Here is a 21,946-nt window from a genome sequence, read left to right as displayed (position 1 = left end):
ATCATTTCCCCTTAAAAAAGTTTGCTTTCCATGTTGTTTTTTCGATAATCCAGTCCAGAACCACCAACAGAGCTGGCAGAAGAAAGACCACCATTATGAACGCTAATAGCGCTCCCCTTCCTAACAATAACCCAATGGAAGACACGATTGGGTTGGTTGATGTAATCCATAATATGAATCCAACACTGGAAAGGATTGAAGCTGATATAAAAATCGCAAAGATCTTATCATCGATTGTTTTCTTGATAGCTTGCATAGCAGGCATTTCTTTCCGGAGATTATTGTAATACTCTGTGAAAAGAATCGCGTAATCTACGGTAGCTGCTAGTTGAATTGTGCTGATAAGCAAGTAACCAACATATACGAGGGGCGTATCCATAAAGTACGGAAATGCCAAGTTAATCCACACAGACGCCTGGATCGTCAATAGCAATACAATAGGTATAGATATTGAACGGAACGTAATCAAAAGAACGATCGTAATCGTGATAATTGTAAGCCAATTGACTAATTTATTATCTTCTTGGACGATATTTTTCATATCATACAAGGTCACACTCTCACCAAGTAAACGCGTTTCATCATAATAAGAATCAGCTGTTGTATGCACCTTTTCAATTAAGGAAAAAGCTTCTTCCCCTTCTGCCTCTGTTTCTGTATAGAGCGTAATTCGTGTATAGTCATCAGAATAAAACTGCTCCGTCATCGATTTCTCTAAATAATCCGGCGGAATGGCAGAACTGACCATATTGACATATGATAGAACACTTGAAACATTAGGGAGATCCTCTAAATCTTGTACAAGCTCTTCCTCTTTCGCTCGATCCCCTTTAGGTACAAGCAGCACCATCGGCATGTTTTTCCCAAATTCATCTTGTATCGCAGCTACGTCTTGGCCCGCCCTTGTGTTGTCCGGATGCTCACCGGTTCCATATATAAATGTTGTATTACTTTGGGCTAAAAAGGCAGGGACGATCATAAGCAACACAAGTACTAAAGCAGGAATTCTAAACTTCATTACGCGTTTGCCGATATTTTTGAAATCCGGAACAAACTGTCTATGCTTTGTACGATCGATCCAGTGATAAAACATCACCGTTAACGCCGATAAGAAGACCATAACGCTAATAAAACTCAATAATATTCCTTTTAAAAGGTTAAGACCTAAATCCGCACCAATCCCAAAGTCCATAAATGTCAGTGCTGTAAAACCAAAGAATGTGGTTGAAGCACTGGCAATAATGGCTGGGAAGGACCTTTTCATAGCAAGTTGCATCGCTTCCTTAGGATCGGAAACTTCTTTACGATAATCAGAAAAGCTATGAAGCAGGAATATGGCATAATCTAGTGACACAGCAAGCTGTAATATTGGTGAGACCGACTGAGTTACAAAGGATACTTCACCAATAAAAATATTTGTTCCTAAGTTGATTAAGACAGAAACTCCAATGGCTGTTAAAAAGAACACCGGTTCCATCCAAGAATTCGTAGATAGGATCAAGATAAGAATGATGATCGGAACTAATAAGGCACCAGCATACATGGATTCGTTTCCAGCCATTTTTTGAGAAGTTGCCGTATTGACCGCTTCACCCGCAATAGCATTATCCTCACCGATCAATTCATAGATATTGTCGGTAGCCTTTACTTCATATCCTTCTTGAATGTGTATAGAGAACAAAGCAGAATCATTTAGATAGTACGATTCCACCGTATCCTCATTTGCCATTTCGAGCGGCACTTTCAAATCCACGATATCATCCAGCCACGTTACAGAGCTTACTCCGTCAATCGCTTCTAGTTTTTCTTTATAGTTCAGAGCCTCTGTAACCGAGACATCCTGGATCATGACTCGTGCATTTTCAACTGGTTCATCAAACTCTTGCTCCATTAAGTCCATCGCTTCGATCGAAGGCGCATCTTCTGGAAGGTAATCAACCATGTTGTAATTGACCGATACAGCGAATTGAGCAACCGCACTAACCAAAGTGATAATCATAAACGTGATCACAATACTTTTTTTATGTTTAATAATTTGACCTGTTAAATCGATATGACGTCACCCTCTCTTGCAAAGACCAATCTTACATTCTACTATTGTATTGACACAGTGTTGGATATACAACAAACAGTTTTGTAAATTTCGTCAGTTCCCCAACACATCTCTACATTGTGTTGGATTGTAACAAAAATGTAATAAAAGGATGGGTAAGAATGAACGAGAAATTAGACCGACGGAAAAAATATACACGAAGAGTACTTAAGGAAAGCCTAGTAACATTGCTTGCCCAAAAGCCAATCTCGGAGATAACCGTGAAAGAAGTTTGCGGAATTGCAGATATCAATCGCTCGACCTTTTACACGCATTATTCCGACCACTATGACTTACTAAGTAAAATAGAAGAAGAAATAACTGAAGATATGAATGAATATTTGCATGGTTACAGTTCAGAATTAGAGGAAGAGTCCATCCAAATGACTCAAAAAATATTAGAATATATCACAGAGAATAAGTTCATGTTTCAAATTCTCTTAAATAAAGAAGCAGCCCCCTCCTTTGAGAAAAAATTGATGGATTTGACTAAGGGCTTTATGATGAACTATTCCATAGGTAACAATTCTTTAGATAGACAAGCCTCGGAGTATTTAAGTACCTTTGTTATCAGTGGAGCTATTCATGTCATTAAAGATTGGATCAAGAATGATATGGATCAGTCCCCAAAGGAAATGGCTGTAATGATTAATAACTTTATTAATTATGGGTTTTCTTATTTGGAATAATAAGATAAGTAATCGTTCATTTACGAGAACAAAAGCGCAAGCGCCCGTTTAGCAACGAAGGGACTGGACTGAGCCCGTAGTACGATATAGGAAACACGATGAACCCTTGGTGAATCGATGTTGACTTATCGTACGGAGGCGAGGGAAGTCCCTTCGTTGCTGGGCGCTGGAGCTGGATGTGGCCACGCTACCATAAAAAGTTATACACAAGTCACATATTTTATAATTTCCTAGAGATAAAAAAAGCTTCTCACTTAAATTGAGAAGCTTTTTACTTATTTCATTTTAGGATGTGTTCACCTTCATATTCATCCAGAGTTAAGGCAAATCATTCCCCGCTGCACGATAGAGTTCGTACCACTCTTCTCGTGAGATTTCAATATGAGAAGCTGCAGTAATATCTTTTAATCTTTGCGTATTCATCGTTCCAACGACAGGCTGGATCTTAGCAGGATGGCGCAAGATCCAGGCAATGGCCATAGCTGAGTCTGTAACGTTGTATTTTTCAGCAAGCTCCTGAAGCTTCGCGTTGACTTCTGGGAATGCTTCATTTCCGATAAACGGTCCTTCAATCATTCCATGCTGAAAAGGCGACCAAGCTTGAATCGTAATATCATTCAATCGGCAATACTCTAATGCATTGCTAGCCCTAACAATGGAAGGATCGTTTTGCATATTTACATTGAAACCTTCATCAATCATAGGCGTATGAACCAGGCTTAGTTGCAATTGATTAATAATCAAGTCCTCGCCTAAGTATTTACTCATTAGTTCCATTTGCATGGGGTTCTGGTTACTCACTCCAAAGTGGCGGACCTTCCCGCGTTCTTTTAAGATGGCAAAGGCTTCAGCTACTTCCTCTGGCTCCATCAGTGTGTCTGGACGATGAAGAAGAAGCGTATCTATGTAATCTGTTTTTAACCGTTGAAGACTACCTTCTACAGATTCCAAAATGTGTTCTTTAGAAAAATCAAAGAAACCTTTGCGGATCCCACATTTCGTTTGAAGTTTAATGTTTTCTCTTGCATCATCATTCATTTGGAATGCTTCAGCAAATACGGATTCGGATTCTCCCCCTCCGTAGATATCCGCATGATCAAACAAATCAACCCCTTGTTCAATTGCATTATGGATAACTCTTGATGCTTCCTCTTTTGATAATGTATTCATTCTCATACAACCTAGAGAAATTTCGCCAACCTCTAAATCACTTTTGCCTAATTGAATTTTGTTCACAAAACAGCCCTCCTCTTATATTGTTTCATTTATTTTAACACCCTAATAATTCAAAGAGATAGAAAAAAGGCTTCAATTGACTGTACATAAAGAAACCTCCTTGAACTCATTATCAGAACTCAAGTGAGGTTTGGACTTCATAGGTGTTAACCTTCTTTATTAGACGCTTTATCAATAAACTGTATTAATCGTTTTTGATATTCTTTTTCTGCTACGGTGTACCCTTCTGTATGCTTAGCATCCGGAACAATCCATAACTCTTTCATACCAGGCGTTGCTTCATAGAGCCGATTAACCATTTCCGTTGGTACAAGGTCATCTTTAGCCCCGTGAATGAAAAAGATCGGAAGCTCAGATTGTTCTACCTGCTTAATGGCAGATGCTTCTTCAAACGAGTAGCCTGCTCGTACATTTGTAATCATACTTGTCACATTCAAAACCGGAAATGAAGGAAGATTATACAGATATTTCATCTGATGTGAGAGTTCTTCTTTTACTGATGTATAACCGCTATCGGCAATCACGCCTTTCACTTCATCTGGTAGATCTTCACCACTCGTCATCAAAACTGTTGCAGCTCCCATCGAGAATCCATGTAAGTAAATCGATTGTGCATTCTTTTCCTTTATCAAAAGATCGATCCATTGCTGATAATCCAACCGATCATGCCATCCATAACCGATATAATGCCCTTCACTCTCTCCGTGTCCCCTTGCATCAGGCTTTAGCACATTGAATCCTTGCTCATAATAGAATTTAGTTATACCTGGCATTTGTTCTTTATTCCCTTTATAACCATGAGCTAAGATAACCGTTTTACTCGAAGGCTCTTTATTTTCTATATATAGGGCTTTTAATGTAAGATCATCTTTTGTTGTGAGCTCTACTTTCTCAAACTCCTGTTGTTTCGTCCACTGTCTGATGACCTCTTCCTTCTTTTGTTGTTCTTTTGAAGCACTTGCAGCTATAGCCGTTTCAGACTCCCCACCACCATGTAAATCCACAGCACCACTGGTACTATTAATCGCAACACCATAAAAGTATTGACCAGCACCAAAAAGACCAATGGTTAACAATAGCAAAACGACAGCAAATGCTATACTCATTCGTTTCTTCATATTTCCATCTCCCTTATAGTATGAATCATACTACGTATTGGTCGTGCCTGTCACCACCCGAAATATGTCGAAAAATATTGGCGACTGACACAATTCTTAAGAAAAGTCATAAATAAAGAATCGTGTTAAGATAGGGATAGAAAGGGAAGTATAACATTGGATTATTTAGAACAATTAAAGGAGTGGTGAAGATGAACACAACTCAGTTTGACAAAATCAAGAATGGAAATGGATTTATTGCAGCGCTTGACCAAAGTGGAGGAAGTACTCCTAAAGCATTAGCTGGCTATGGTGTGCCTGAAGATGCTTACTCTAATGAAGATGAGATGTTTGACCTTGTTCACAAAATGAGATCAAGAATCATTACCTCCCCTGCTTTTGATTCTGACAAAATCTTAGGTACTATCCTATTTGAGCAAACAATGGACCGCGAAATAGAAGGAAAATATACGGCTGATTATCTTGCGGATAACAATATCGTTCCTTTCCTTAAAGTAGACAAAGGGCTAGCAGAGAAAGAGAACGGCGTACAAATGATGAAGCCCATTCACGATTTAGATGAAACGCTACGCCGTGCCAACGAACGCAACATCTTTGGAACGAAGATGCGCTCAGTGATCCACGAATCAAATCAAAGTGGCATTGAGGCTGTTGTAAACCAACAGTTCGAAATCGCTAAACGCATTATGGAATATGATCTCGTTCCGATCATCGAACCTGAAGTAAACATTAACAGTGAAGATAAGGAAAAATCAGAAGAAATTCTTAAAAACGAAATTCTAAAACACTTAAACAACCTATCAAAAGATGAAAACGTGATGCTAAAGCTTACCATCCCAACGAAAGCAAACGCCTATAAGGAATTAATTGAACATCCACGTGTCGTACGTGTTGTAGCACTTTCTGGTGGTTATTCTCGCGAGGAAGCCAATGAAAAGCTAAAAGAAAATGAAGGCTTAATTGCAAGCTTCTCCCGTGCGTTAATTGCTGACTTAAGTGCTAATCAATCAGATGAAGAATTCAATAACTCCATGAAGCATGCTGTCGATAAGATTTATGATGCTTCGGTGAATAAAAAATAGGTATAACAAAGCCACTCTAGAGTTTCATACTCTGAGTGGCTTTTTAAAATTAGAATGGATAATCATTTTGATGAAGAGGGAAATTTAAAATTTTGTCGTTTCATCTCTTCAAAAATTTCTCTAGAATATACGTTGGATTGGTGTTCCGCAATGACTTGGTTAATATACATATTTCTGTTTGCTTCATATGCCTCTAGATTAAAAACACTTTCGAACTCTTTCAACTTACCGAATAGCTCCAATGTTAATAAAGTTCTTAAGCATTTTGGGCATCGACCACAATTATTATTATCATTAACACAAACATTTAAATACTTATATGCAGGTCTAAAGTTTCCAACCATTTTTGTTTTTTCAACTCTGGTTTTGTTTGCGCATGAAGAAAATAAGCTGAGACTCTCGGTCGATAACATGCTCAAATTAAAAATATCATAGGATCCCATAGAATTTTTTCTTAATTTAAAGTCTTTGATAGGATATGCACTAGCATAATAATAACATTTAAATAATTTTTGTAGCACGAGGACTGCCGACATACTTCTTATAGTATGAGTGGAGGCATAAATACTGTTTAATATCTCACTAATATTACTATCTACAGTTATAAATTTATATCCAAACTCTTCTGAATAAGCTCTAGCATTTTTAGCCCTTTCTGCAAAAAGAGCCCTTGCTCCTTCTCCACCGACATCTCCATTTGAACCAACATTGAAAAAAGTAAAATGGGTCACTTCATAATTTTTTGGACAATCATCTTCTAGATGGTCGATGAGCGTTGCAAAAGAATCAATTCCACAAGAAAGCCCCATCCCTACTGCCCCCTCATTTCGCACTAGGTCAGATGTCAGCTCCTCACAATACACTCTTATTTTTTTATATCCATGAACCTCTGCTATTAATTCTGCTAGATACTTATTTATGGTATAAAATAATCTTTCAGAAAGCGGAGCATGAACTTCAATATCTTCCCCTTTTTTTATCGCATAGAATAGTAACCCTACTAAAAATGCATCTGCTCTTTCTATTGTTAAATAATCACTATACTTCTCTTCAACTTCATACCATAAAACATTCTTACTTCCATTATACTCATAAATGGCTTGGGCTCTAACTCCCGTAGATGACCTTTTTAACTCAGGTTTATATATTTTAATCATTAATACTATTCACCCTCTGTATAGAGTTTTATACAAGAGCTATATTATTCAATGAAAAGATAAATTGTTACATTTAAGTTCTTAATATGTTGACAGGTTATAGACTTCTAGATTGAGGAGCTCAAACGATTCCACGGTCTATCACGAGCTTGGGGATATGGCCTCTTAAGCATGGACAATCAGGCGAAATTAACCGCCATAGCGGTTAATTTCAAGAGGGTAGCAGCCCTCCTAGATTCCTTCTTTTTTGATACCAAACCCAAACTTAAAGGTATTTATAACAATTTGAACTTTCTTTTTCATAACGGCTTTAGCTTCTTTGTGATCTTCAATCTCTTGGTAATCAGGGTTTTTTAAATCGTATTCGCTTCGACATGGGTGGCATCGATACTGAAACCAGTTCCCTTGATAACACCTAATTCTACACACTGTTTGGTGGTTTCAATCATCATTTCATCTAGGTTTTTAAGCCTGTGGAATGTCATCTGCTGCTACACCTGAAGGGGTTCTGAATTTGCAGCCACTCCATTAGGCATGGACGGTTACAAATCGGATGGCACTGTTACTCTACACGCTACAATTTTAGCTCTGGAATACGTCCCAATAGAAGCTTTTGAAAACATTAAAACGTTGAAACGTTTCAACACTTATAGTCGGTTTCCTTGTTTCTGTTAATGTAGAAACAGGAGAGGTAACTCAGGCATATTTAACATTGGAACAAGGGCTTGTTCCCTGTTCGGTAACGGATATTATTTAATTGGAATTGCTCTTCCACTTCAGCCACAACCAATCTTAATTGTTAAATAATCAATGTTAATTATTTTCATTGGCTTTATAATATACATCGAGTAGTTCTTCTACAGGAATATCATTTATTTTCATCCCTGTTAAATCACTATCTCGTATGGGTCGAAAAATATTGTCAGCTGACACAATTCTTAAGAAAAGTCATAAATAAAGAATAGTGTTAAGATAAGGATAGAAAGGGGAGTATAACATTGCCAATGAAAAGCTAAAAGAAAATGAAGGCTTAATTGCAAGCTTCTCCCGTGCGTTAATTGCTGACTTAAGTGCAAATCAATCAGATGAAGAATTCAATAACTCCATGAAGCATGCTGTCGATAAGATTTATGATGCTTCTGTGAATAAGAGATAATATGAAAGAGCCACTCTATAATCTTTAGGATTTTGAGTGGCTTTTAATTTTAGGATGATTTTTGTATAAAATCTTGCATATGTTGAGGTCATTTTTTTACTGCTTATTCAAGTGGGAGAAACTCTTTTGTGTTACCGTTTTTATTTATGAACTTAAAATTAAAATCAGGATTTCATTAAACCCTCCTAATTTATCGTCTTGTTAAACTACTCCACTTCCTACTTAATAACAATTCTTCACATTCTAGCAGTTGAGATAATTTTAATAATAGATCCCTTCAAATCAATTGTAGAATTTCATCCATACAAAATTTTGTAACATAGAAAAGAATTTTTAAATAAAATGTAATCCAATAATTTCTATATATCCTATATAATTAAAAAAAATCGAATTCTGCATATTCTTTAAGAGTTAGGAGTTGACACCCCATGTACGTAATTTCAAGAAAAGTAAGGGGAACTGAAGAAACCCTAAAAGACTCAAATAGCAATTCGAATAAAATCTTCCATAACTTCTCTAGCGCAGAAATTCTTGTTAAAAAACTTAACCTACATACCCATTCAGATAAAAAATGGTGTGTAAAGAAAATTAAAAATAAAATTGAACAGTAGTTTAAAATAACAACGTATCATGTGACTGATAACTAATTAAAATGCCCTTATCAGGAAAGCTTGAATTCAAGATAATAAAATTATTTTGCTACCCCATTTAAAGATTAAGCTAAATGTTTGATAAAATAATCTTTTGTATCTTGGTGAGTTAGTACCTTAATAACATTCTCTTTTTCTATGAATTTCAGCTCACATATTTCATCATCTTTTGGATTAAGCGTATGACTATTACCTAGAAACTCTACAAGAAATATTGTTGTTTCCTTTTTCTTGTAGCCAATTTTCTCTTTAATTTCATTTGGAAATTCGAAACAAATTTTTTCGTCAAATACCTTTACTATACTAAATTCATTTGAACCCGTTTCTTCTTTTAATTCGCGCATTAGAGTATCGTTTAAATACTCTTCTTTTTAACTCCCCCTTTTATGAAGTCCCACTCCCCATTTGTAACAAGCTTGAAAATTATTCGTTTATCTCGAATTCAAGTATTCATCATACTGGTCCTATAGTGAATAAAGTAATTTTAAAAAATGAATAAAATAAACCTTTATTCATCGAGATCTAGTTCAGTATTGAAGAAACTTCTCTTTTTGAAGTTTTCACTTATCCTCTCTCTTTAGTACTCCCCCTAATATATTAAACAGAATGATAGAGTTATCAGCCTCAATATCGGGTATGGAATACTGATGGAAATTTTATTAAAGGAGGATAAACGATGGATCAAAGAATAATTGGTGGTGTATTTTCGAAAGTAGGACATGCAGAGAAGGCCATATCAGATTTACTACACCATGGCTACGGATCTGACGAAATCTCTGTTTTTGCGAAGGATAAAAACAAGGTAAATGTACTAGAAGAAGAAATGGATACATCCGTAAAATCCAATAAAGCTAGTCGAGGGTCAAGCGCTGGAAAAGGAGCTGGATTAGGAGCAATCTCCGGTGGTGCATTAGGTGGAATCGGCGGTCTGATAACAGGTTTAGGACTCCTTGCCATCCCGGGTATTGGACAAATTGCTGCAGCTGGCCCAATAGCCGCTTCTCTTACTGGTGCTGGAGTAGGTGCAGGTGGTGGCGGTATTGTAGGTGCGCTTGTCGGAGCAGGTATGCCTAAAAAAGACGCCCAACAGTATGAGGATCATCTTAAAAATGGAAAAATCATTGTCATTGTAGAAGCAACAGAGAAAATGCAAGATAAAGTATATCGCACGTTCCTTTCCAATCACACAGAAAACAAATCCATGTATCCTCACCATTATCAAAATCACGATCACACAACTCATCATGATTCTGTAGAACATCATAAATATGATGAAAGTACAAATTCAGTAGAAAATGAAACCCATTCAACTCATTCTCATACAGATCACCCTCATCATGAAGAGGAAACTCGTTCAAGAGCTGCTGAGAGACATCACTCTTCAAAATCACATTAATACAATTTAAGAAAAATAAAGAAGCTTCTCATCTGAACCTAGGTGAGAAGCTTCTTAGTTTTATGATCAAAGAGGAGAGGGATCTATCTTCTTCAAGCTTTCTGTTTAAAATCAAATTTAATCTTGTAATCTTGATCCAACATTAAGGCTGTGCTAAATGTTTTCTTTCCTTTAAATCCTTTTAAAACCTTCGTTCGCTTCTTCTCGCACAACGTTTTAATCATGTTATTCGTTAACGTTTTTCCGGCTAATTTCTTTGGAAAGGTCACTTTACACCCTTCTTTGTAAGCAGAGCACCCGTAAAATTTGTATCGATCTGTAATGGAGCCTGTCGAACATGCCGGACATTTGGCAATCGGTTCATTCCACTTCTTTTTCTCCCCTGTGCTTCGAATGTTAACTTGTTCAATGGAATCAGGGGTTTCTTGCATTAGCTTTTCAATAAACTGGCTCGTCTGTTTGATGAACACTTGTTTCGATCCTTCACCGCTTCCGATCTTCTTCAAATACGATTCCCATTTTGCGGTCATAGAAGGGCTTGAGAGCAACGTGCCTTCAATCGCTTCACAAAGCATAATCCCTTTATCCGTGATCGAGACATTGTTTCGTTTTACTTCAATATACTTCTGCGCCTTGATGGTTTCAATGATACTTGATCGTGTGGCCTCTGTTCCCAGGCCTTCAACTTCTTTTAAAATCTCCACATCTTCCACATCATCCATGAGCTTTCCGCAGGTTTTCATCATATTGATCAACTGACCTTCTGTGTACGGCTTCGGAGGCTGTGTCATACTCTCCTTAATATGAAGACGAGCGCCCACCTGCTCCCCATTTTGAACATTCGGAAGATCTGCCTCTTCCTTCTGTTTTGATTTAGACGGCTTTGGAAATAGCTCTTTCCAGCCCTGTTTCACATCTCTTTTGCCCGTAGACTTAAAAGGTAAGTCCTGAACATGAGTGAAAATCGTAGTCTCTTCATAGACATAGTCCGAGTGGAACATTGCTAGAGTCGTAGCCAGAATTTCATTATAAATATTACTTTCCTCTCGGCTTAGTCCACTCAGCTTCTTTTGCGTAGGAACTGATTTGGTTGGAATGATCGCATAGTGTTCCTGAACTTTCGAGCTGTTCACATATCGTTTATTTGGCTCTAAGGACGTAGGTGTGAAGGAGACGTTCAAAGCTTCCTGATATTTGTTCAGGTTATTCACGACATAAGCAAACTCATTTTCAGTTATGAAGTTACAGTCAGTCCTTGGATACGTAACGAGACGCTTTTCATAGAGTTTTTGCAAGGTCTTAAGGACTTGTGAAGGTGTGTACTTCCAACGTCGATTCGCCACACTTTGAAGGGTGGAAAGGGAATGGAGCTTCGGTGACTTTTGATGTTTCGTTTTTTTGTCTACCTTTTGGACAATACCTTTGTAGTCTTCCTTTTCTTTAAGCCTATGCTTGTCCATGAGCGCCTGTACCTTTGCCTTATCCTTTTCTTTGATCTCAGCTAGGCCTTTGTATGACCCAGATTCCGGTTGAAAAAGCCCCTCGATCTGATAAAAAGGCTCAGGCTTAAAGTTTTCAATCTCTTTATGCCTTTGATAGATTAAATAAACCGTTGGAGACTGCACGCGCCCGATCGATAAGTAGCTTTCGAACCCTTTTTTCTTCAAATGTAATGTGAACAAGCGGCTGGCATTGATCCCAACCATCCAATCACTGATTTGACGGGCTTTCGCTTCATCAAATAAACGCAAGTCCTTAGAGTTATCTTGTAAACTATTAAATCCTTTACGTACTTCATCCTTCTCAAGAGAATTGATCCATAAACGTTTAATAGGTTTCCCCTTTACGCCTGTTAATCGGAGAATACTATAAAAAATATTGGAACCTTCACGATCGACATCGGCGGCATTCACGATTACATCCGCTTGTTGGAACAATTTCTTAACCGCCTGAAACTGCTCCCATTTTCCTTTAGAGACTTTCTCTAGAAAACGCTCAGGAACAATCGGCAGTTGATCTAGCTTCCACCTCTTCCACTCCGGCTTATAATCATGGGGTTCTTTGAGTTCAACCAGATGGCCGACTCCCCACGTGATCGTCGCACCGTTTGGAAATGTATCATCGGGCTTTAATTGAATGTACGTTTTCGATTTTTCCTGAATCGTAAAAGCCTCTGCATAAGCTTTTGCCTGAGAGGGTTTTTCTGCTAAGATGACCATTTTCGTCATGGTCTCCACTCCCTTCTTATGAAACACAAGAGTACTATGAGGTATGATGGAAAGATATAAAATGAGGAATTAAAGAAAGTCAGTGGAGAAATCTCTCCCCACCACTCTAGACGAAGGTATTATAAAAAGAACATACGTTTGGTTAAAGTATAACATAAAATTAATAGGATATTCCAGTAGGTTAGATGGTGCCTGACCCCCACTCAATTAACGCTTTATCACAATGGGGGTCAGGCACTTTTATGATAACTGTTCTCTCACTCGATTAGCGAAATCCGTTCCGTCTATTAACTTTTTGCCTCCACCTTGGACAAAATTTGGCTTTCCGCCTCCCTTTCCTTCAATAAGAGGCATGGTTTGTTTGGCGACTTCATTCATATTTTGATCGATTTCTTCTCCATGAGACAGGACGAACTGGAGCTGGTCTTCTTGTTCACTCACAAGGATGAGATAAGCATCAGGCGCTTCTTCAATTATCACTTTTCCTAGAGATTGGAGTGTTTTGATTGATCGGTCCTCGAACACACGTTGAATCACTTTATCCCCATGTGACTCCGCGACAATATCACGTGCTTCGTATTGAAGAAGTTGTTCTTCAAGTTCAGTGATTTTCTTATCTTTTTCTTTACTTGCTTTGATCAACTGATCGATTTCTTCTACCATTTGATCTTCCGGTCTTGGAATAAGCTGTTTCAAATCAGTTAATACTTGGTGTTTCTCTTCGAACTGAGATAAAAGTCGATAACCGCAAACAAATTCCAAACGTACCTGTTTCTTGCTTTTGGTCCAGCCCAGAAACTTCGCTGCCATGACTTCACCAGTTGATCTAGGGTGTGTTCCACCGCATCCGTTGTAATCAATCTCTGGAATAATGACAAGGCGAACATCACCTTCGACGGCAAGAGGTTTACGAAGCGAGTACTCCTTCGCCTCTTCCGCAGACATCCACTTCGTTTCAACTGGATAATTTTTATGGATGATGTCATTTACCTGAGCCTCAGCTTGTTGCAAAAGGTCATCAGATAAGCCTTCCGTATCTAAATCAATCGTTACCGTATCTTTTCCTAAATGGAAGCTCGTTGTTGGTATGTCGAACTGATCATCAAAAATGGCTGAGATGATGTGCTGTCCACAATGTTGCTGCATATGATCGATACGTCTTTCTTCATCAAGGATTCCATGCACTTCTTGCGTATCAGCTGACATTATTCCATTTGTGTAATGACGTACCTCGCCATCCACTTCTTCCACATCAATCACTTCAAATCCATTCAATGTTCCCTTATCGAATGGTTGCCCACCACCAGTAGGGTAAAACGCTGTCTCTTCTAGCACCACATAAGGACCACGCTTGTCCTCATCTATTGTTAAAATCTTAGAATCGAATTCCACCTTATATGGGTCTTCATAGAATAGCTTTCTTGTCATTGTCAGTTCCTCCTACGTTTTCCTAATGGTATCTTACCATGCTTCTTATGGGGGAAAGTCAAGTAAAAAAGTGCCTGACCCCCACTGCGTTAATGCTTTAAAAGAGTGGGGGTCAGGCACCGCTATAAGGCACCGCTATATGCTCCTGCTTCTTATTTCCGTACTAATTTTACAACGCTTTCTACATGATTCGTCTGAGGAAACATATCCACTGGCTGAATCTCTTCAACCTTGTACCCATTCTTATCCAAGTACTTTAAATCACGCGCTTGCGTCTCTGGATTACACGACACATACACAACCCGCTTCGGCTTCAGCTTCGCCACACTGGACAAGAAGGCTTCGTCGCTTCCGCTTCTTGGTGGATCCAAAATCACCACATCAGCCTTTTCGCCGCGTCCTGCCATTTGCACCATGAACTCACCTGCATCGCCCTGATAAAAACGAGCATTCTTCACACCGTTCCGCTTTGAGTTACGAATCGCGTCTTTAACCGCATCGTTATTCAGCTCCACACCAATAACCTTTCCAGCTTTTTGGCTGGCAACAAGACCGATCGTACCGGTTCCGCAGTATGCATCAATTACGGTTTCCTCTCCAGTTAGATCCGCCATTTCAATCGCTTTTGAATAGAGCTTTTCCGTCTGGACAGGATTAATTTGGTAGAAGGATTTCGCAGAGATCTCGAACTCCATTCCGCAAAGGGTGTCTGTTATGGTTCCCTTGCCGAATAGAACCTTTTCTTCATTGCCTAACACCATGCTGTCGCTTCGGGTGTTTACGTTATGCAAGAGAGTCGAAATTTCTGGATGGGCCTTTCTTAGGGCCTTAACAAAATTATTCTTCCCTTTAAATACAGATGACGCTGCAACCAACACCACCATAATCTCACCACTAAACTTGCCCACCTTGATTAACACATGTCGAAGGAAGCCACGCCCAGTATCTTCATTGTACGGCTGCATTTTAAAGGATTTCATCAAGCCTTGAATGGTTTTGGCGATCTCATCCGCTTTCGGATCATGAATTAGACACTTATCAATCGGTATAATTTCATGAGAGTTCTGTGCATACAGTCCTCCAATGATTTGACGGTCTTTATTCATCCCGTATGTTAGGTTGTTCTTATTTCGATAATCATACGGATGATCCATTGTAAAAATAGGTTCGGGCTTTCCGAATGGCTTCATGAGAGAAGCTACGGTTTCCTCCTTAAATCGAGCTTGCGCCTGATCGCTCATATGCTGAATCTGACATCCACCGCACTCGTAGTAATACGGACATGGAGGCGTGACACGATCTTTAGATGGCGTAATGACCTTCTTTAGATCTCCATTCACATACTGCCCTTTTTTGGAGACGATGATCTCTGCCGTTTCACCAGGAAGAAGATCCGCTACCTCCAACCGCTTCCCGTCCCACTGGGCAATTCCTTTACCCTCACTAGTTAGGCCGGAGCAAGTCACTTTTGCAGTTGCGATTTTCTGGCCACGCTGGGGTGCATTCACTTTCTTATGCTTCCTATTATGCTTGGCATCTGCTTGATTCCCACGCTTATTGTGTTGTTTCTTATTCTGTTTCCCAGATCTATTGTGCTTGTTTACGGAATTTTTATATCCTTTGTTTTTTTGGTTATTCATAAGAAACTTCCTATCTTTTGTTCTGCTTTGACACTCAATTATATACTACGCAGGAAGTAGAGTAAAACTAGCTAAAGGAAACATGAGGCCGGTTTTGTTAAAAATCAATATTCCCAAGAGTTAACCCACCATCAACGGTAATGGACTGTCCCGTTACAAAGTTGGATTCTTGAATAGCTAACCAAAAAGCGGCTTCTGCTATATCTTCAGGTTTTCCCATACGTTGAACGGGATGACGATTGGCTAACTGATTTCTTGCATGTTCAGGATCACTTTGTGCATTCATGTAGCTTTCTGTCATTTCTGTTTCTATGTATCCCGGACATATGCAGTTACATAAAACTCCATCTCGAGCAAAATCTAAAGCAATAGACTTTGTTAGGGAAAGGACTCCACCTTTTGAGGTGCAATAAGCGCCTAAATTGGGTTCAGCCCAATATCCATCAATTGATGCTGTGTTAATAATTTTCCCTCCACCTTGATGTCGCATATGAGGAATTGCATACTTACTGCATAAAAAGACACTCTTCAAGTTTACATTCATCACTTTGTCCCAATCTTCTGGTGATGTATGTTCGATGTTCTGTTCATGTTGGACCCCTGCATTATTCACCAAAATATCTAGGCGTCCCGTTTGTTGAACGGTTTGATCAACCAATTTCTTTACCTCATCTGGTTTAGAAACATCTGCTTGAATAAAAGAGATTTGCCCTTGTGTCTCTTTCACAACTTTTTCTCCAGCTTGCTTGTTCCGCCCAACGATAAATACACTGGCTCCTTCGTAAGCAAATTTAGTAGCAATTGCTTTGCCAATCCCTTTTGTTCCTCCTGTAACAATTGCTATTTTATTTTTTAGCTTTAACTCATTCATCCTTATTCCTCCATTTATTTGAATCTTTTTTTGGTTTTATCGAAAAATAAAATAGCCTTTATCGTGCATGATTTGAGCTACTTTATATTCCTGTATGATACGATGTGTAAAGTTAACACTTTGAATCAGGAGTGGAGCATCCATAATGGTACAAATGTCCAAAAGAGGTTACACCTTATTTATTAGTTTATATGTGATCATGCATTTCATTGTTTATTTCATTGGCGGTGATGTGCTTTCGACCGTTCTTTCCTTGTTCGGTTTAGCAGCCTTTTTACTCGGTTATTTTTTCTTACCGATAAAGCAGGCAAGTATATCGCTTTTACTTCTCGTGATAGCCTTGATGGTTCACCTTTCAGCAGGTACCTCACTTGTGGAAGGGATCATATCTGGATTTTCTGTGATGAGTGGACTGATTGCTATCTTACTCATTGTTCCTACAATTAGTTGGGTATTTGCAGAGAAGCCATACATAGAATCCGTCATTAACTTCGCTCAAAACTTGCTGAATACGAGTCGCAAGTTTTATTTTGGAATGATGATTATAACGCAAATTATTTCTTACTTTCTATTATTCGGTTCAATCCCTATGGTATATGGAATGATCAACGAATTTTTAAATAATCAAAAAGGAGAAGTATGGGAAAATTATAAAGGAACAGCCTTACTCCGTGCGTTCTCCTTAACAACGATGTGGGTGGTTAGCATACCGAGCTTCATTTTTGCCGTTCATGCGCTTAATGCATCGTTAGCTTTATCCATCTTACAAGGACTTGTCATATCCTTTGCCGGTATCTTGTTATCTGTTCTCTTCTCTTATTTTCAAGAACGTCATTACGGGGTGGACCTTACGGCAGGCATCCAAGAGGAACTAGCTAGAATTAAAGAAGAAAAGAAACAAGATAGTGAAGGGAATCGCGATGCCCTAGAATTTGGCTTTCTATTTGTGACATTGTTCGGTTCCATTTTTCTTCTCAATGCGATTTGGGAAGCGGAATTATTGCTTATCATTCCCATTGTCATTGTAGCGTGGGTCATCCTCTACTTTATAGTCCGAAGAAGAACCAGTGCGATCACGGAGAATGGTAAGGCTTATTTAGCAAAAAGTCTCCCAAGCAAAGCCCAACAGTTCTCGATTCTATTGGCAGCTGGATTTTTAATCAATGCGGTCAATCAGTCAGGCTATGGTAAATATATTATTGACGGGCTCTTTTATGTGACAGAAGCCATACCGTTCTTAAACTTCTTATGGGTCCTTCCTTTTGTCGTGATCCTTTTAGGTTTCATTGGACTTGGCCCGTTGACGGTAATCGTACTCGTCTCAGGGATCTTACAAGGAGTAGATCTGCCCTATCCACCAGAAATCGTCGTACTGGGTATTACATCAGGGAGTGTGATCTCAATCATGTTATCCCCTCTGATTTTACCATCGATCATTTTAAGTTCGGTGAACCGACTTAGCATAATCAAGAATGGTTTACTATTTAACTACAAATACGCCATCGCCTTTTATGTCATGGTGCAGATATACCTTCAACTATTTGTTTTCTTTTTTCTATAAAAAAAGATGGCGAGCATTTGCTCGCCATCTCTTCAGGTTTTGCAAGAGGCCTTCTTCAAGAAAGTGTTATTTGGTTACTGTTCCTGCATCGGGCGCATGTACACCATGACGATAGAAATCGGCATGAATTGGATCAAGTGGTTTCTCTCCACGGATTAAGTCTGCTGCCTTCTCCGCTAACATCAACACAGGTGCATGAATATTTCCGTTCGTAACGTAAGGCATAGCAGATGCATCGACCACTCGTAGATTTTCAGTCCCATGAACTTTCATGGTTTCTGGATCCACGACAGCCATAGGGTCTGAATCAGGCCCCATCTTGGCCGTGCATGAAGGGTGAAGTGCAGTCTCAGCATCTTCTTTTACCCACTCTAAGATTTCCTCGTCTGTTTGAACGGTAGGGCCAGGAGAAATTTCCCCTGCATTATATTTTTTCATAGCAGGCTGGGACATAATTTCACGAGTAATTCTTACCGCTTCTATCCATTCGCGTCTGTCCTGTTCAGTAGAAAGGTAGTTGTAAACCATGCTCGGGTGCTCTTTCGGATCTGTTGAGCGAATTTTTAAGGATCCTCGGGCGTCAGAGTACATTGGTCCGATGTGTACTTGGAATCCGTGGTCTGTAGGCGCTTTTTGCCCGTCGTAACGTACCGCTACCGGAAGGAAGTGGAACATTAAGTTCGGATAATCAACATCCTCGTTCGAACGGACGAAACCGCCACCTTCGAAATGGTTGGTCGATGCCGGTCCTGTACGTTTAAGCATCCACTCCAAGCCAATCCAAGGCATGCGCGCTTTACTTAAGTTAGGCTGTTCAGATACAGGCTCTGGACAAGCGTGTTGGATATAGACTTCAAGGTGATCCTGAAGGTTTTCTCCTACACCCGGAAGATTGACAACTGGTTTAATGCCAAGTGAGAGAAGGTGTTCTGCTTCCCCCACACCTGACAGTTGAAGAAGCTGTGGCGTGTTAATCGCACCGCCTGCAAGGATAACTTCACCCGCTTCAACTTGATGCGTCTTTCCGTTTCGATAATAAGTAAACCCTTTGGCTTTAGTTCCATCGAAGTCGATATGTTTAACGAAAGCACGCGTCCTCACCGTTAGGTTCTCACGGTCCATAACCGGATGAATATAAGCGCGTGAAGCAGACATACGTTGTCCTTTGTACACATGCTTATCAAACGGCCCGAACCCTTCCTGACGAAAACCATTCACATCAGGAGTCCGTGAATAACCAGCCTGTACAGCTGAGTCAAAGAATGATTGGAATAAAGGATTTTTGGCTGGACCGCGTTCCAATTTGACAGGCCCATCATGACCGCGAAGCTCATCATCTGGTGATGCTAATGCATTCTCTAAGCGTTTGAAATATGGAAGACAGTGCGCAAAATCCCACGATTCCATACCTTTGTCCGCTCCCCAGCGTTCATAGTCCATCGGGTTTCCACGTTGATAAATCATACCGTTGATCGAACTAGAGCCTCCGAGTACCTTTCCTCGAGCATGCTTGATACGTCGACCGTTCATATATGGCTCAGGGTCAGATTCGTATTTCCAATCGTAAAGGCTTTTACCCGCAGGAAACGGCAAAGCTGCCGGCATTTGGATTAATAAATCCCAAGAATAATCACTGCGTCCCGCCTCCAAAACAAGAACACTCTTTTTCCCATCTTCACTTAGTCGATTGGCGAGTACAGAACCCGCACTACCGCCACCAACAATCACAATGTCATAGAATTCACTCATCTTATGTTCCTCCTTGAATCTTGCATTTAAAAAAGGGATTCAAACAATTGAAAAGCATTGTCCTAAAACCCTTCTTTATTTATCAAATCTAGTTAATAGGTTGTGTTAGTCTTATAACCTTTTTCTTAAGCCCATTTGATTCTTTTAAAAAATAAATAATAGATTATCAGCTTAGAACCAGTTAAGAGGTTCAGGTTTAAAGTTTTGGAATATATGCTTGGTTTGCGTATATTCTTCCATACCAAGCTTACCTAGTTCTCGTCCAATACCAGACTGTTTAAATCCTCCCCATGGAGCGTGTGGGAAATAAAGGTTAAATTCATTGATCCAAACAGTCCCCATGCGCATTTTTCCTGCACAGCGTTCAGCTTTGGCACTATCGTTTGTCCAAACGCCGCCAGCAAGTCCGTAGATCGAGTCATTCGCAAGTTTAACCGCTTCTGTTTCTTCATTGAATTTCTCAACCGTGATAATTGGACCAAATGCTTCATCTTGAACAATGTCCATGTCTGTTGTGCAGTCTGTGAAGATCGTAGGCAAATAGAAAAATCCATTTTGTAATTCAGGATCTTCCGGGCGGCTACCGCCAACAGCTAATGTAGCCCCTTCTTTAATTCCTGTTTCTACATACTTTTCTACTTTTGCTAGGTGTTCAGCTGAAATAAGAGGACCCATTTGAGTATCTTCATCAAATCCGCTTCCCAGCTTGAATTTCTTCACTCTCTCCACAAGCGCATTAACGAACTCGTCATGAATGCTTTCTTCTACAATCAGTCTTGTACCAGCGGAACAAATTTGTCCGGCATGGAAGAAGACTCCATTTAATGCTTGATCGACAGCTATATCAAAATCAGCATCTGCAAAAATGATATTCGGGTTCTTCCCGCCTAGCTCAAGGGCCAGATTTTTCACGTTTGAGCTTGCAGATTCCATGATTTTCTTCCCTGTAACAATTCCGCCTGTAAATGAAATAAGGTCTACATCGTCATGAGTAGAAAGCTCTGAACCAACTGTACCGCCTGCACCAAGAACTAGGTTAGCAACACCAGCAGGTACTCCTGCTTCTTCGATTAATTCAAATACCTTTATATGCGTAAGCGGTGTAATTTCACTTGGCTTCATAATTAACGTATTTCCAGTGGCAAGCGCTGGAGCTAGTTTCCAAGACGCTTGAAGTAAAGGATAGTTCCAAGGTGTAATTTGACCACAAACACCAACTGGTTCGTGAACAACTTTACTGCTAGAGTTTGGCACTGGCGAATCGATTATTTCACCGCCATCTTTATCTGCAAGTTCAGCATAATAACGAAATACTCCAGCAATATCATCCATGTCTCCACGGCTCTCTTCAACTGTCTTGCCAGTATCCAATGATTCTAAATAAGCAAGTTCTTCTTTATCTCTCTCAATCAATTCAGCAATCTTTCTTACAATAGCCCCTCGCTCAGTCGCAGGGGTATAAGCCCAGTCTCCGTGATCAAATGCTTCTCTTGCTGCAGCGATTGCTGCTTTTGCATCTGATTCATCCCCTTCAGGAACCGTAGCAATAACTTCCTGATTAAATGGATTAATAATATCACGTGTATTCCCTGAGTTTGCGTCTACCCAATTACCATTGATGTATTGTTTTAATTTTAGATCCATGTCAATCAACTCCATTTTTCGAATTGAATTAAATTTATTAAGTATTTATTTAACTTTCTTAACGCTAACACGTCTTTTAAAAGCTGTCAAAAATATTTTGTATAAAAAGAACAAAGTAAATTAAAAAAATATAAATGGTTATAATAGTAGGAAGATTGCGGATTTTGGTAGATGAATTCACAATCTTACATTTGACATTTCAAATGAACGCGTTAACATGAGTTAGGTAAAGAAAATTTTATAAATATT

At 39.3% G+C, this 21,946-nt stretch carries 16 protein-coding genes and 1 pseudogene; 5 read left to right on the top strand and 12 right to left on the bottom strand.

The annotated features are described in order from the left end of the window. Position 1: 1 nt before the first annotated feature. Positions 2-1,999: an efflux RND transporter permease subunit gene (locus tag H514_RS0107130; RefSeq protein WP_051255065.1), complete on the bottom strand. Its 1,998-nt coding sequence runs from the start codon at positions 1,997-1,999 to the stop codon at positions 2-4. Between the two features lie 215 nt (positions 2,000-2,214). Between H514_RS0107130 and H514_RS0107125 the strand changes: the two genes are divergently transcribed. Further along, a complete protein-coding gene (locus H514_RS0107125) occupies positions 2,215-2,781 on the top strand; it encodes a TetR/AcrR family transcriptional regulator (protein WP_027446343.1) in 567 nt (188 codons plus the stop codon). A gap of 318 nt (positions 2,782-3,099) precedes the next feature. On the opposite strand, the gene H514_RS0107120 is transcribed toward H514_RS0107125, so the two are convergent. Both H514_RS0107120 and H514_RS0107115 read right to left on the bottom strand, forming a co-directional pair. Then, positions 3,100-4,017, bottom strand: a complete 918-nt coding sequence (locus H514_RS0107120; protein ID WP_027446342.1) for an aldo/keto reductase — start codon at positions 4,015-4,017, stop codon at positions 3,100-3,102. Positions 4,018-4,163: 146 nt separating this feature from the next. After that, entirely contained in the window at positions 4,164-5,135 is a 972-nt protein-coding gene (locus H514_RS0107115) for an alpha/beta hydrolase (protein WP_027446341.1), read from the bottom strand. A 191-nt stretch (positions 5,136-5,326) separates the two neighbouring features. Between H514_RS0107115 and H514_RS0107110 the strand changes: the two genes are divergently transcribed. Beyond that, entirely contained in the window at positions 5,327-6,217 is an 891-nt protein-coding gene (locus H514_RS0107110; RefSeq protein ID WP_027446340.1) for a fructose bisphosphate aldolase, read from the top strand. A 62-nt stretch (positions 6,218-6,279) separates the two neighbouring features. Here the strand turns inward: H514_RS0107110 and H514_RS0107105 are convergent, their stop codons facing one another. Further along, the gene (locus H514_RS0107105; RefSeq protein WP_027446339.1) at positions 6,280-7,374 is read right to left on the bottom strand and encodes a hypothetical protein; all 1,095 of its coding nucleotides are present in this window, start codon (positions 7,372-7,374) and stop codon (positions 6,280-6,282) included. Between the two features lie 353 nt (positions 7,375-7,727). Next, positions 7,728-7,859 carry a hypothetical protein gene (locus tag H514_RS25290; RefSeq protein ID WP_267879770.1) on the bottom strand — a complete coding sequence of 44 codons (132 nt, stop codon included), beginning with the start codon at positions 7,857-7,859 and terminating at the stop codon, positions 7,728-7,730. Between the two features lie 515 nt (positions 7,860-8,374). Between H514_RS25290 and H514_RS25175 the strand changes: the two are divergent. After that, positions 8,375-8,530, top strand: a pseudogene (locus H514_RS25175) (fructose bisphosphate aldolase); the annotation flags it as partial. A gap of 715 nt (positions 8,531-9,245) precedes the next feature. Here H514_RS25175 and H514_RS22680 read toward each other — a convergent pair. After that, entirely contained in the window at positions 9,246-9,524 is a 279-nt protein-coding gene (locus H514_RS22680; protein WP_154657347.1) for an NUDIX domain-containing protein, read from the bottom strand. A 332-nt stretch (positions 9,525-9,856) separates the two neighbouring features. Here H514_RS22680 and H514_RS22675 point away from each other — a divergent pair, with 332 nt between their 5' ends. Next, positions 9,857-10,576 carry a general stress protein gene (locus H514_RS22675; RefSeq protein ID WP_051255064.1) on the top strand — a complete coding sequence of 240 codons (720 nt, stop codon included), beginning with the start codon at positions 9,857-9,859 and terminating at the stop codon, positions 10,574-10,576. A gap of 92 nt (positions 10,577-10,668) precedes the next feature. Here the strand turns inward: H514_RS22675 and H514_RS0107075 are convergent, their stop codons facing one another. The 4 genes from H514_RS0107075 to H514_RS0107060 form a co-directional block, all read right to left on the bottom strand. Further along, complete coding sequence (locus tag H514_RS0107075; protein ID WP_027446336.1) at positions 10,669-12,804, bottom strand: type IA DNA topoisomerase; 2,136 nt, start codon at positions 12,802-12,804, stop codon at positions 10,669-10,671. Positions 12,805-13,044: 240 nt separating this feature from the next. Then, a complete protein-coding gene (locus H514_RS0107070; protein WP_027446335.1) occupies positions 13,045-14,232 on the bottom strand; it encodes a serine-tRNA(Ala) deacylase AlaX in 1,188 nt (395 codons plus the stop codon). A gap of 152 nt (positions 14,233-14,384) precedes the next feature. Next, positions 14,385-15,872: a 23S rRNA (uracil(1939)-C(5))-methyltransferase RlmD gene (gene rlmD / locus H514_RS0107065; protein WP_027446334.1), complete on the bottom strand. Its 1,488-nt coding sequence runs from the start codon at positions 15,870-15,872 to the stop codon at positions 14,385-14,387. Between the two features lie 97 nt (positions 15,873-15,969). Further along, a complete protein-coding gene (locus H514_RS0107060) occupies positions 15,970-16,743 on the bottom strand; it encodes an SDR family NAD(P)-dependent oxidoreductase (RefSeq protein WP_027446333.1) in 774 nt (257 codons plus the stop codon). 145 nt (positions 16,744-16,888) lie between these two features. Between H514_RS0107060 and H514_RS0107050 the strand changes: the two genes are divergently transcribed. Then, positions 16,889-18,304 (top strand): hypothetical protein, encoded by a 1,416-nt coding sequence (locus tag H514_RS0107050; RefSeq protein ID WP_027446332.1) that lies wholly within the window; start codon positions 16,889-16,891, stop codon positions 18,302-18,304. Positions 18,305-18,370: 66 nt separating this feature from the next. Here the strand turns inward: H514_RS0107050 and betA are convergent, their stop codons facing one another. After that, the gene (gene betA, locus H514_RS0107045) at positions 18,371-20,053 is read right to left on the bottom strand and encodes a choline dehydrogenase (RefSeq protein ID WP_027446331.1); all 1,683 of its coding nucleotides are present in this window, start codon (positions 20,051-20,053) and stop codon (positions 18,371-18,373) included. Positions 20,054-20,224: 171 nt separating this feature from the next. Further along, entirely contained in the window at positions 20,225-21,697 is a 1,473-nt protein-coding gene (gene betB / locus H514_RS0107040; RefSeq protein ID WP_027446330.1) for a betaine-aldehyde dehydrogenase, read from the bottom strand. Between the last annotated feature and the right edge of the window lie 249 nt (positions 21,698-21,946).

It is taken from the genome of Pontibacillus marinus BH030004 = DSM 16465, assembly GCF_000425225.1.
Classification (GTDB): Bacteria; Bacillota; Bacilli; order Bacillales; family BH030062; genus Pontibacillus; species Pontibacillus marinus.
The sequence above is the reverse complement of the archived record's forward strand: the minus strand, read 5'-3'. Positions and strand labels throughout refer to the sequence as shown.

Excerpts from the sequence above, each read along its gene's own strand:
- betB (WP_027446330.1), bottom strand. The coding sequence starts at position 21,697 with ATGGATCTAAAATTAAAACAATACATCAATGGTAATTGGGTAGACGCA.
- H514_RS22680 (WP_154657347.1), bottom strand. The coding sequence starts at position 9,524 with ATGCGCGAATTAAAAGAAGAAACGGGTTCAAATGAATTTAGTATAGTA.
- H514_RS0107125 (WP_027446343.1), top strand. The coding sequence starts at position 2,215 with ATGAACGAGAAATTAGACCGACGGAAAAAATATACACGAAGAGTACTT.
- H514_RS0107105 (WP_027446339.1), bottom strand. The coding sequence starts at position 7,374 with ATGATTAAAATATATAAACCTGAGTTAAAAAGGTCATCTACGGGAGTT.
- H514_RS0107110 (WP_027446340.1), top strand. The coding sequence starts at position 5,327 with ATGAACACAACTCAGTTTGACAAAATCAAGAATGGAAATGGATTTATT.
- H514_RS0107060 (WP_027446333.1), bottom strand. The coding sequence starts at position 16,743 with ATGAATGAGTTAAAGCTAAAAAATAAAATAGCAATTGTTACAGGAGGA.
- H514_RS0107050 (WP_027446332.1), top strand. The coding sequence starts at position 16,889 with ATGGTACAAATGTCCAAAAGAGGTTACACCTTATTTATTAGTTTATAT.
- betA (WP_027446331.1), bottom strand. The coding sequence starts at position 20,053 with ATGAGTGAATTCTATGACATTGTGATTGTTGGTGGCGGTAGTGCGGGT.
- H514_RS25290 (WP_267879770.1), bottom strand. The coding sequence starts at position 7,859 with ATGACATTCCACAGGCTTAAAAACCTAGATGAAATGATGATTGAAACC.
- H514_RS0107115 (WP_027446341.1), bottom strand. The coding sequence starts at position 5,135 with ATGAAGAAACGAATGAGTATAGCATTTGCTGTCGTTTTGCTATTGTTA.
- H514_RS0107070 (WP_027446335.1), bottom strand. The coding sequence starts at position 14,232 with ATGACAAGAAAGCTATTCTATGAAGACCCATATAAGGTGGAATTCGAT.
- H514_RS22675 (WP_051255064.1), top strand. The coding sequence starts at position 9,857 with ATGGATCAAAGAATAATTGGTGGTGTATTTTCGAAAGTAGGACATGCA.
- H514_RS0107075 (WP_027446336.1), bottom strand. The coding sequence starts at position 12,804 with ATGACGAAAATGGTCATCTTAGCAGAAAAACCCTCTCAGGCAAAAGCT.
- rlmD (WP_027446334.1), bottom strand. The coding sequence starts at position 15,872 with ATGAATAACCAAAAAAACAAAGGATATAAAAATTCCGTAAACAAGCAC.
- H514_RS0107130 (WP_051255065.1), bottom strand. The coding sequence starts at position 1,999 with ATGATTATCACTTTGGTTAGTGCGGTTGCTCAATTCGCTGTATCGGTC.